Raw genomic sequence first — 12,682 nt, 5'->3', positions numbered from 1 at the left:
ATGTGACTACAGGGCCTGCTTTGCCCGAAGTTACGTACAACTAAAGTCGGATTTAGTGATAGTAATTCACCAAACAGTTCTGTAATATATTTTCATTGTGTGCATTATATAACCAGATTGCCATCCGCCAGGATGGCTTTCATGTCTTGGCTCTGCGGCAATGAACTGACGTACCCAAGACCGCCTGTCATCGCAAGATAGACAGCTTCCTACGGCCAGCCAGCGCATGATGCCCGGCTGACCAGTCTACGCAGGCATAACAATAAAGAAGGAATCGCAGGCGGAGGAACCGTCTGCCCTACACTGGAAGGATGTAGTTATGACAGATCATGCGTTGAATGGTCAGGGGCTTTACGTCCCTGAAATGGAGCACGATGCCTGTGGTATCGGCTTTGTCGCCCATCTCAAGAACCGCAAGTCCCACCAGGTGATCACCCAGGCTCTGGATATGCTGGCACGGATGGAACACCGTGGCGGTCAGGGCTGTGACCCGTGCAGTGGTGACGGTGCCGGGATCCTGCTGCAAAAGCCTCATGAATTCCTGATGCAGGAATGCCAGAAAATCGGCCTGACGCTGCCAGCGTTTGAACACTACGGCGTAGGGGTCATTCTGTTCCCGAAAGATGAAGACAAACGGGAACAATGCCGTGAAATTCTGGCCCGTAATGCCCAGCGCCTGGGTCTGACGGTGCTGGGTTACCGCGTTCTGCCAACCGACAACAGCATGATTGGCGCCGACCCCCTGAGCACTGAACCTCAGTTCGAACATGCATTCGTGACTGGCGGCAGCGAGATGCCTCAGGACACACTCGAGCGCAAACTCTACGTCCTGCGTAACTACACAATTCGCGTCTGTCTGGAAAGCGTCGCCAACATCGGGGACGACTTCTACATCAACGCCTTCTCCAGTAAGACTCTGATCTATAAAGGCCAGCTCACTACCGAGCAGGTGCCGCAATATTTCCTGGATCTACAAAACCCGGCTATGGTCAGTGCGCTGGCACTGGTTCATTCGCGTTTTTCCACCAACACCTTCCCGAGATGGCGCCTGGCCCAGCCTTTCCGCTTTATCGCCCACAACGGTGAAATCAACACTGTGCGCGGGAACCTGAACTGGATGAAAGCACGGGAAGCCCTGCTGCAGTCAGATCTGTTCAGCGAAGAAGAGCTGAAAATGCTGCTGCCGATTTGTCAGGAAGGGGCATCCGACTCGGCAAACTTCGATATGGCACTGGAACTGCTGGTTCTGTCTGGCCGCAGCCTGCCGCATGCCCTGATGATGCTGATCCCGGAAGCCTGGCAGGAAAACCCGGGCATGGATCCGAAACGCCGTGCTTTCTACCAGTATCACGCCAATCTGATGGAACCCTGGGACGGACCGGCTTCCGTCTGTTTCACCGATGGTGTTACCGTAGGCGCAACGCTGGACCGAAACGGTCTGCGTCCGTCGCGCTATACCGTGACTAAAGACGATTTTCTGGTGATGGCATCGGAGTCAGGCGTTGTTGAAATCGCGCCGGAGAACATTCACTTCCGTGGTCGTCTGCAGCCAGGCCGTATATTTGTAGCCGACCTGGAACAAGGCCGCATTGTCTCTGACGATGAAGTCAAAGACAGCATCGCTGCAGCACAACCCTATGAAGAGTGGGTCAAAGACAACCTGCTGCACCTGAATGACTTACCTGCTTCAGATTACAGCCATACTCAGCCGGAAGCTGAGAAGCTGCTGCATCAGCAGCAGGCCTTCGGCATCAGCAATGAAGAAGTCAACGACATCATTCTGCCGATGGCCAGCGACAGCAAAGAGCCATTGGGCTCCATGGGCGCTGACTGGCCGCTGGCGATCCTGTCGCATCAGTCTCAGCATCTGTCGCACTATTTCAAGCAGCTGTTTGCACAGGTAACCAACCCGCCGATCGATCCGATCCGTGAACGCATGGTGATGTCGCTCAAAACCTATCTGGGCGAAGATCAGAACCTGCTGAAAGAAGGCCCGTCGCACTGCCAGAAACTGGAGCTGGATTCACCAGTTCTCAGTGATGCCGAGCTGGAAAAACTGCGTGTCATCGACAAACCGCACCTGCAGGCCAAAACACTGGATATTGTGTTCCAGGCCAGTGACGAAGCCGGCAAGCTGGAACAGGCACTGAATCATCTGTGCCAGCACGCGGAAGATGCGGTGAAAGATGGTTACTCAATCCTGATCCTGAGCGACCGTCCGGTCAATTCGCAGCACGCGCATATTCCGGCCATGCTGGCTGTTGGCGCAGTACACCATCACCTGATCCGCAAAGGGCTGCGCGCCAAATGTGATCTGGTTGTTGAGACCGGGGATGCCCGTGAAACCCATCACTTTGCCACCCTGATTGGCTATGGTGCCAATGCGATCAACCCGTATATTGTCACCCAGACCATCGTGTCTCTGCAGCAACGCAATAAACTGGATAAAGCCACCGACGCAGATACCTATTTCAATCACTTCCGCAAAGCCGTCAACGGCGGCCTGCTGAAGATCTTCTCAAAAATGGGGATCTCAACCCTGCAGTCTTACCATGGCGCTCAGATCTTCGAAGCGCTGGGGATCAGCAAAGCCGTGGTCGACAAATACTTCACCGGCACCGTATCCCGGATTCAGGGACTGACGCTGGACGACATTGCGAAGGAAGTGCTGATCCGCCACCGTATCGGTTATCCGCTGCGTGATATTCCGCTGCAAATGCTGGATGTCGGCGGGGTTTATCAGTGGAAACAGCGGGGTGAAAAGCACCTGTTTAATCCAACCACGATTTCACTGTTGCAACAGTCAACCCGTGGCAAAGACTACAGTCAGTTCAAAGAATACTGTCACGCCGTTGACAGCCAGGGCGACCATGCCGCCACCCTGCGCAGCCAGCTGCAATTTAACGCTGACCCCAGCCGTAGCATCCCGCTGGATGAAGTCGAGCCGATTGAAAAGATCCTCAAGCGATTCGCCACCGGTGCAATGAGTTTTGGCTCGATTTCCTACGAAGCCCACTCGACGCTGGCCGTCGCCATGAACCGGATTGGCGCAAAATCGAACTCAGGTGAAGGCGGTGAAGATCCGGCACGTTTTGAGAAAAAAGAAAACGGCGACTGGGAACGCTCTGCAATCAAGCAAGTGGCGTCTGGCCGTTTCGGGGTGACGTCTTACTACCTGACCAATGCCGACGAGCTGCAAATCAAGATGGCTCAGGGTGCCAAGCCAGGTGAAGGTGGTCAGTTGCCGGGTGATAAAGTCGATGACTGGATCGGCGCAACCCGTCACTCAACACCGGGCGTCGGCCTGATTTCACCGCCGCCGCACCACGATATTTACTCCATAGAGGATCTGGCGCAGCTGATTTTCGACCTGAAAAACGCCAACCGTAAGAGCCGCGTCAACGTCAAACTGGTCTCTGAAGCCGGGGTCGGCACCATTGCATCCGGTGTGGCAAAGGCCAAAGCAGACGTGGTGCTGATCGCCGGATTTGACGGTGGTACCGGTGCATCTCCGATTTCGTCCATCCGTCACACGGGTCTGCCGTGGGAACTGGGTCTGGCGGAAACCCACCAGACATTGCTGAAAAACGGCCTGCGCAACCGCATTGTGGTCCAGAGTGACGGCCAGATGAAAACGCCGCGTGACCTTGCTGTCGCTACCCTACTGGGTGCCGAAGAATGGGGGGTCGCAACCGCCGCACTGGTGGTGGAAGGTTGTATCATGATGCGTAAGTGTCATAAGAACACCTGCCCGGTCGGGATTGCGACCCAGAACAAAACCCTGCGTGAACGCTTTGACGGCCGTGTGGAAGATGTCGTTACTTTCTTCCGTTACATGGCCGAAGGTCTGCGTGAAATTATGGCTGAGCTGGGTTTCCGCACCATCGATGAGATGGTCGGCCAGTCACAGCATCTGAAAATCCGGGACAACATCGGTCACTGGAAATACAAGAATCTGGACCTCAGTCCGGTACTGCACCGCGAACCCGCACGATCTGAAGACGGAATCTTTAACCAGTGCAGCCAAAACCACCATCTGGAAGCGGTACTGGACCGTCAGCTGATTGCTGCTGCTCAGCCTGCACTGACGCGTGGTGAAGCGGCAAATGCAGCATTCCCGATTACCAATATCGATCGCAGCGTGGGCACCATGCTGTCGAATGAAATATCCAAAGTTTACAAAGATGCCGGTCTGCCACAGTCCATGCATGTGAAGTTCAAAGGCTCCGCAGGCCAGAGTCTGGGCGCATTCCTGGCGAAAGGCGTGACCTTCGAAGTGGAAGGCGATGCCAACGACTACTGGGGCAAAGGCTTGTCCGGCGGTCAGCTGGTCCTCTACCCGGATGCTCAGTCGGATCTGATTGCAGAAGACAACATTATTGTCGGCAACGTTTGCTTCTATGGCGCAACTTCGGGTGAATCTTTCATCCGCGGCAAAGCCGGTGAGCGGTTCTGTGTCCGTAACTCCGGTGCCCGTGTGGTGGTTGAAGGCGTGGGCGACCATGGCTGTGAATACATGACCGGCGGCGTGGCCATCATTCTGGGTCAGACCGGCCGTAACTTTGCAGCCGGGATGAGCGGCGGTGTCGCGTACGTCTGGGATCAGTTCAACGACTTTGAAAGTAAGCTCAATCCGGAACTGGTGGATCTGGATCCGCTGGACAGCGAAGACATTGCACTGCTCAGGGATATGCTCACCCGTCATCAGCAACTGACGGGCAGTACCGTCGCGGAAACTTTCCTCGGCAACTTTGAGGATAACCTCGGGCACATCGTGAAAGTCATGCCACGCGATTACAAAGCCGTGCTGCAAAAACGCAAAGCCGCGGCTGAAGCACAGGACAAGGAAGCACTGGAGGTGAGCCATGGGTAAGGCAACCGGATTTCTCGAGCACGGCCGTGAACTGCCGTCAAAGATCGCCCCTGAAGTCCGCATTCAGGACAACAAAGAATTCGTTCTGAACGACGATTTTGCCAGCAAAATTGGCACACAGGCGTCTCGCTGCATGGATTGCGGCGTGCCTTTCTGTCACAACGGTTGTCCAATCGGCAATATCATTCCTGAGTTTAACGATGCGGTCTACCGGGACAGCTGGGAAGAAGCCTGGCATATCCTGAGTTCGACCAACAACTTCCCGGAATTTACCGGGCGGGTTTGTCCGGCGCCTTGTGAAAGCGCCTGTGTTCTGGGGATCAATCAGGATCCGATTACCATCTGTAACATCGAGAAGACCATCGTTGAAACCGCTTACCGTGAAGGCTACGCAAAGCCAAAAACCCCGCGCAGCCGGACCGGCAAAAGCGTGGCGATTATCGGCTCCGGCCCGTCCGGGCTGGCAGCAGCTGAACAGCTCAACAGCGCCGGCCACACCGTTACGGTTTACGAGCGGGACGAAAAAATAGGCGGGCTGCTGCGCTTTGGCATCCCGGATTTCAAGCTCAGCATGGGCGTGATTGATCGGAAGCTGGATCTGATGGCACAAGCAGGCATCAAATTCGTCGTTAATGCGCACATCGGCGTGGATATTGACGCCCGTGAACTGCGCAAACAACACGATGTCGTGCTGCTGACCGGTGGCTCCACTGTGCCGCGCAACCTGCCGATCCCGGGCCGTGAGTTACAAGGCGTGCACTTTGCGATGGAATTTCTGGGTCAGAACAACCGCCGCGCCAACAACATGGATCTGAAAACAGCAGAGATTCATGCTGCCGGTAAACATGTTGTGGTCATCGGTGGCGGTGATACCGGTTCTGACTGTGTCGGCACCTCAAACCGTCATGGCGCAGCCAGTATTACGCAGGTTGAAATCATGCCGATGCCGCCGGAGAAGCGCCCGGTGAATCAGCCCTGGCCTGCCTATCCGATGATTCTGCGCACGTCAACTTCCCATGAAGAAGGCTGCGATCGTTTCTGGAATATCCTGACGAAAGAATTCATCGGCAATGATGATGGCCAGGTTACCGCACTGCGCATCGCCGACATCACCTGGAATGATGCCAAACCGGGTGAGCGTCCGGGCTTCACGGAAGTACCGGGGTCGGAGCGCGTCATTCCTTGTGATCTGGCATTTCTGGCGATGGGCTTTCTGCATCCAGAACCTCAGGGCGTACTCGCTCAGCTGAATATCGCGCTGGATGAATGCGGCAATGTCGCGACTGAAGGTTTTGCGACCAATCAACCAGGCATATTTGCTGCTGGTGATATGCGGACCGGGCAGTCACTTGTCGTGCGTTGTATCAACGAAGGCCGGGAATGTGCCCGAGAAATTGATGCTTATCTGATGGGTGATTCTAAGCTGGAAGCGAAAGACCATTCACTTATGCTGTCTGAATCCTGATTCATCTGGATTTTATACTAAAATTTAAAGCCAGCTCCCATGAGCTGGCTTTTTTATTTGAATTTAATCAGAGCTTTATTCTTTTTAACAATATTTTTACCTGAGAACAAAATCCTCTTGGTTTTGACGCAAAAAAGTCATCAATTACGCCCTGAAAAATGTAAACAAAATATTTCAAAAAAATATTATTTATTTAAAAATCATATAGATAAATACGTGACTTTGAATATTTCAGAATTTATGACCAGAATTAAAGAAAATTTGACCTTTTTGTAAATTGCCGTTAGTTTGAAAGTCCGCTGGAAGCAAGAGTGACAATCAGGGAGATTGTCATAATTATGCAGTAACCCTGCTCAATGGAGCAGGCGCAAGGGAGAGTTGCAATGACACTGTATGACCCAAAGCTGGAAAAAGATAATTGTGGCTTCGGCCTGATCGCCCATACAGAAGGCGAAGCCAGCCACAAGTTGGTCCGTACCGCAATATCGGCCTTGGATCGTATGACACACCGGGGCGGCATCGCTGCGGATGGCAAGACCGGTGATGGCTGCGGCCTGTTAATGAAAAAGCCGGACAGTTTTTATCAGCTGGTTGCCAAAGAACAAGGCTGGCCGCTGGCCCGTGAGTATGCCGTCGGTATGCTGTTTCTCAGCCAGGATCCGGTTCTGGCCGAACTAGCCCGCACCATTATTCAAGAAGAACTCAGTAAAGAAACCCTGTCGATTGCAGGCTGGCGTGATGTGCCGGTCAATCCGCAGGTTCTGGGTCCAATCGCCAAAGACTCCCTGCCGGCTATCGCTCAGGTCTTTATCAACGCACCTGCAGGCTGGAAACCCCGGGATGTGGATCGTCGTCTATATATTGCCCGTCGCCGCATTGAGCAACGCATTCAGAACGATCCTGACTTTTATATCTGTAGCCTGTCGACCCAGGTAATCGTCTACAAAGGGCTGTGTATGCCCGCCGATCTGCCGAAATTTTACAAAGATTTAGGCGATTTACGTCTGGAATCCTCGATCTGTCTGTTCCACCAGCGATTCTCGACCAACACTCAGCCACGCTGGCCGCTGGCTCAGCCATTCCGCTATCTGGCCCACAACGGTGAAATCAACACCATTGCCGGAAACCGCCAGTGGGCACGCGCCCGTGCTTACAAATTCGCTTCGCCGCTGCTGCCGGATCTGGCGACTGCGGCACCTTTTGTGAACGAAACCGGTTCGGATTCCTCCAGCCTGGATAATATGCTGGAACTCTTCCTGTCCGGCGGGATGGATCTCTTCCGCGCGATGCGAATGCTGGTGCCGCCTGCGTGGCAGAATCATCCGGATATGGATCCGAAACTGCGCGCCTTTTACGACTTCAATTCCATGCACATGGAACCCTGGGATGGCCCGGCCGGTATCGTCATGTCAGACGGCCGCTATGCCGCCTGTAACCTGGACCGCAACGGCCTGCGTCCGGCACGATATGTGATCACCAAAGACAAGCTGATCACCCTGGCCTCTGAAGTGGGTATCTGGGATTACGCGCCGGATGAAGTGGCCGAGAAAGGTCGGGTCGGTCCGGGAGAGCTGCTGGTCATCGATACAAAATTCGGAAAAATCTGGCATTCTGCCGACATTGATAACGAGCTGATGGAACGCCATCCGTACAAGGAGTGGCTGGATACGCATGTCCGCCGTTTGGTGCCGTTTGAAGACATGGGCGACGATCAGGTCGGCAGCCGGGAAATGTCTGCCGATGAACTGAACAGCTACCAAAAACTGTTTGCCGTCAGCCGCGAAGAGCTGGATCAGGTGCTCCGCGTGATGGGTGAAATGGGCCAGGAAGCTACGGGTTCGATGGGCGATGATGCCCCGATGGCTGTTCTGTCATCCAAAGAACGCCTGATCTCCGATTATTTCCGTCAGATGTTTGCCCAGGTTACCAACCCGCCAATTGACCCGTTGCGTGAAAAGCACGTGATGTCACTGGCTACCTGTATCGGCCGTGAAATGAATGTGTTCTGTGAAACTGACGGCCACGCACACCGCGTCGCCTTCAAATCGCCGATCCTGCTCTATTCCGATATGGTCCAGCTGTTGGGACTGGACGATCAGCACTACCGCAATAGCATCATCGACATCAACTTCGATCCGAAAGAAAAAGATCTGAAGCAGGCCATTGTCGATCTGTGTGATCAGGCCGAGCGTCTGGTTCGCGGCGGCACCGTGTTGGTGGTGCTGTCTGACCGCGGCATCAGCGAAGAGAAGCTGCCAATTCCGGCTGCCATGGCAGTGGGTGCCGTCCAGACACGTCTGGTCAATGCCAGTCTGCGCTGCGATGCCAACATCATTATTGAGACCGCGGCCGCCCGTGACCCGCACCAGTTCGCTGTGTTGATGGGCTTTGGTGCAACCGCCGTGTATCCGTATCTGGCGTATGAGTCGCTGGCGCAACAAATTGACAGCGGCGCCATCAACAAGCCTTACCGCGAGGTCATGCTGAATTTCCGCAACAGTATCGATAAGGGTCTGTACAAGATCATGTCGAAGATGGGGATCTCAACCGTCGCTTCCTATCGCTGCTCGCAGCTGTTTGAAGCCGTCGGCCTGCATGCGGATGTGGTCGAACTCTGCTTTATGGGCGTTTCGAGCCGGATTCAGGGTGCAAACTTTGAGGACTTCCAGCAGGATCTCTACAACCTGTCTCGCAAGGCATTTGTAAAACGCAAGCAAATCGACCATGGCGGTCTGCTGAAATTCGTCCATGGCGGTGAGTTCCACGCTTATAACCCGGATGTGGTCACCACACTGCAAAAAGCCGTGAAGAGCGGCGAGTACGAAGATTACCTGGCATTTGCCAGGGTGGTGAACGAACGTCCGGCAGCAACTTTGCGTGACCTGCTGAAACTGAAAGCCTCGGACAATCCGATCGACGTTGCAAACGTCGAAGCAGCCACGGAACTCTACAAGCGCTTCGACTCTGCGGCGATGTCCATCGGTGCGCTGAGTCCGGAAGCACACGAAGCGCTGGCAATTGCCATGAACCGTCTGGGCGGTTTCTCCAACTCTGGTGAAGGGGGGGAAGATCCTCGCCGTTTCGGCAATGAGCGGAATTCACGCATCAAACAAGTGGCTTCCGGCCGCTTTGGCGTCACCCCGCACTATCTGGTCAACGCCGACGTCATTCAGATTAAAGTCGCGCAAGGGGCAAAACCGGGCGAAGGCGGTCAGCTGCCGGGCCACAAAGTGACCACGGAGATTGCCAAACTGCGTTATGCCGTACCGGGCGTCACGCTGATTTCACCGCCACCGCACCACGATATTTATTCGATTGAGGATCTGGCCCAGCTGATCTTCGACCTCAAACAGGTCAATCCGAAAGCCATGGTTTCCGTCAAACTAGTCTCTGAGCCAGGAGTCGGCACCATTGCCACCGGTGTAGCGAAAGCGTATGCCGATCTGATCACTGTCTCGGGTTATGACGGCGGTACAGGGGCCAGCCCGCTGACGTCCGTGAAATATGCGGGCAGTCCATGGGAACTGGGACTGGCCGAAACACAACAGGCGCTGGTCGCCAACGGTCTGCGTCACAAAATCCGCCTGCAAGTGGATGGTGGTCTGAAAACCGGTCTGGATGTGGTCAAAGCCGCCATTCTGGGCGCCGAAAGTTTCGGTTTCGGGACAGCGCCTATGGTGGCACTGGGCTGTAAATACCTGCGCATCTGCCACCTGAACAACTGCGCCACCGGTGTGGCCACTCAGGATGACACCCTGCGCCGTGACTTCTTTAAAGGTCTGCCGGAGCAGGTCATGAACTACTTCATCGGTCTGGGTGAGGAAGTTCGCGGACTGCTGGCAAAACTTGGGGTTGAAAAGCTGACCGATCTGATTGGCCGGACCGATCTGCTGGAAGTCGTGGCTGGTTTCACGGCCAAGCAAAGCAAGCTGGATCTGAGTGGCCTGCTGCATGCGCCAACACCAGTCGAAGGGAAGACCCTGTATTGCAGTGAACCCAATACACCGTTCGATACCGGCGTGCTGAACCAGAAACTGGTGGACGAAGCCCTGTCTGCGGTTGAAACGCAAAGCGGTGCCGATATTTATCTGGATATCCGCAACACCGACCGTTCGTTCGGTGCCCGCCTGTCCGGTGAAATCGCCCAGCGCTATGGCAACCAGGGCATGGCCGCGAATCCGGTCAATGTGTACCTGTCCGGAACCGCAGGACAGTCTTTCGGCGTCTGGAATGCCGGTGGCCTGAACCTGTATCTGACCGGGGATGCCAATGACTATGTCGGGAAAGGCATGACTGGCGGTGTGATCTCGATTCGTCCGCCTGTGGGCTCAGCCTTTAAGTCGCACGAATCAACAATTATCGGCAACACCTGCCTCTACGGTGCAACCGGCGGGAAGCTGTTTGCAGCCGGTAAAGCCGGTGAACGTTTTGCGGTCCGGAACTCCGGCACCATCGCGGTCGTTGAAGGCGCTGGTGACAACGCCTGTGAATATATGACCGGCGGTATCGTCGCTATTCTGGGCCACACCGGCGTGAACTTTGGCGCCGGGATGACAGGCGGCTTTGCCTACATTCTGGATGAAGTCGGCGATTTCGCCGGCCGGGTCAACCCTGAACTGATCGAGGCCCTGCCGCTGCAGGATCTGGCGATCCATCAGGAGCACCTGCGCGGTCTGATTGACCGTCATCTGGAAGAAACCGGCTCAAGCCGTGCACAGGAAATTCTGGCCAACTTTGATCAATGGATCCCGAAATTCTTCCTGGCTAAACCGAAGTCGGCAGATGTGAATACACTGCTGGGTCACCAAAGCCGCTCAGCTGCTGAGCTACGCGTTCAGGCACAATAAGGGAGGGAATCCAATGAGCCAGAACATTTACCAATTTATCGATGTTGAGCGTGTTGATCCGCCAAAGAAGCCGATCGAAATCCGTAAAATCGAATTTGTCGAAATTTATGAACCCTTTACCCAGCAACAGGCCAGCGCACAAGCGGACCGCTGCCTGGACTGCGGGAACCCGTATTGTGAGTGGAAATGTCCGGTTCACAACTACATTCCGCAGTGGCTGAAGCTGGCGAACGAAGGCCGGATTCTGGAAGCCGTTGAACTGTCGCATCAGACCAATACTTTGCCGGAAGTCTGTGGCCGGGTGTGTCCTCAGGATCGTCTGTGCGAAGGCTCCTGTACCCTGAATGACGACTTTGGTGCGGTGACCATCGGCAATGTCGAAAAATACATTACCGACAAAGCATTTGAGATGGGCTGGAAACCGGATATGTCCGGCGTGGAATGGACCGACAAGAAAGTCGCCATCATCGGGGCTGGGCCTGCGGGTCTGTCTTGTGCTGACATTCTGGTGCGCAATGGGGTGAAACCTGTCGTGTTTGACCGCTATCCGGAAATCGGCGGCCTGCTGACCTTCGGTATCCCGTCGTTCAAACTGGAAAAAGAGGTGATGATCAATCGCCGCCGGATTTTCACCGAAATGGGAGTCGAGTTCCGTCTTAACACCGAAGTCGGTACAGACGTTCAGCTTCAGGATCTGATCAACGAATACGATGCCGTTTTCCTGGGCGTCGGTACTTACAAATATATGCGTGCCGGACTGGCTAACGAAAATGCAGCCGGAGTTTACGACGCCCTGCCTTTCCTGATCTCCAACACCTACCGGGTGATGGATCTGGAAGAAAATGCGCCGGAGTTTATCGACATGGCCGGCAAGCGCGTTGTGGTCCTGGGCGGCGGTGACACCGCCATGGACTGTGTCCGGACCTCCATTCGCCAGGGTGCGAGTGATGTGATCTGTGCCTACCGTCGTGACGAAGCCAATATGCCCGGTTCGCGCCGAGAAGTGAAAAATGCCCGCGAGGAAGGCGTGAACTTTATGTTCAACCTTCAGCCATTGGGTATTGAAGTGAACAGCAGCGGCCAGGTCAGTGGAGTGAGCGTGGTGAAAACAGCACTGGGTGAGCCGGATGAAGCCGGACGTCGCCGTCCGGAGCCGGTGGCAGGCAGTGAACATGTTCTGGAAGCCGATGCGGTCATCATGGCCTTTGGTTTCCAGCCGCATGCCATGCCATGGCTGGAGAGCTTCGACGTGGCACTGGATCAGTGGGGCCGGATCCAAACCAGCGGCAACCATGCGTTCCAGACTACCAACGAGAAAATTTTCGCCGGAGGCGATGCGGTTCGTGGCTCCGATCTGGTGGTCACCGCCATCGACGAAGGCCGACGTGCTGCGGACGGCATTCTCGATTTCCTCGGTCTGTAAGGCTTTCTTCCATGCATACAAGCGAGCGGCCTCCCCGCTCGCTTTTTTATGCCCTTCCTTCACCACCGACACCA

Annotated in this window: 4 protein-coding genes; all 4 read left to right on the top strand. The window is 54.9% G+C overall.

Annotated features, from left to right (window positions below):
• Positions 1–319 precede the first annotated feature (319 nt).
• The gene (gene gltB / locus ACYP03_RS08455) at positions 320–4,873 is read left to right on the top strand and encodes a glutamate synthase large subunit (protein WP_459779233.1); all 4,554 of its coding nucleotides are present in this window, start codon (positions 320–322) and stop codon (positions 4,871–4,873) included.
• Complete coding sequence (locus tag ACYP03_RS08450; protein ID WP_459779232.1) at positions 4,866–6,338, top strand: glutamate synthase subunit beta; 1,473 nt, start codon at positions 4,866–4,868, stop codon at positions 6,336–6,338. Before gltB (ACYP03_RS08455) ends, ACYP03_RS08450 begins: the two co-directional genes overlap by 8 nt.
• Positions 6,339–6,721: 383 nt before the next feature.
• Positions 6,722–11,185 carry a glutamate synthase large subunit gene (gltB, locus tag ACYP03_RS08445; protein WP_248141411.1) on the top strand — a complete coding sequence of 1,488 codons (4,464 nt, stop codon included), beginning with the start codon at positions 6,722–6,724 and terminating at the stop codon, positions 11,183–11,185.
• A gap of 13 nt (positions 11,186–11,198) precedes the next feature.
• Complete coding sequence (locus ACYP03_RS08440; protein ID WP_459779231.1) at positions 11,199–12,608, top strand: FAD-dependent oxidoreductase; 1,410 nt, start codon at positions 11,199–11,201, stop codon at positions 12,606–12,608.
• Positions 12,609–12,682 lie beyond the last annotated feature (74 nt).

The sequence above is a fragment of the Photobacterium sp. R1 genome (genome assembly GCF_054600795.1).
The sequence above is the reverse complement of the archived record's forward strand: the minus strand, read 5'-3'. Positions and strand labels throughout refer to the sequence as shown.

Excerpts from the sequence above, each read along its gene's own strand:
- gltB (WP_459779233.1), top strand. The coding sequence starts at position 320 with ATGACAGATCATGCGTTGAATGGTCAGGGGCTTTACGTCCCTGAAATG.
- ACYP03_RS08450 (WP_459779232.1), top strand. The coding sequence starts at position 4,866 with ATGGGTAAGGCAACCGGATTTCTCGAGCACGGCCGTGAACTGCCGTCA.
- gltB (WP_248141411.1), top strand. The coding sequence starts at position 6,722 with ATGACACTGTATGACCCAAAGCTGGAAAAAGATAATTGTGGCTTCGGC.
- ACYP03_RS08440 (WP_459779231.1), top strand. The coding sequence starts at position 11,199 with ATGAGCCAGAACATTTACCAATTTATCGATGTTGAGCGTGTTGATCCG.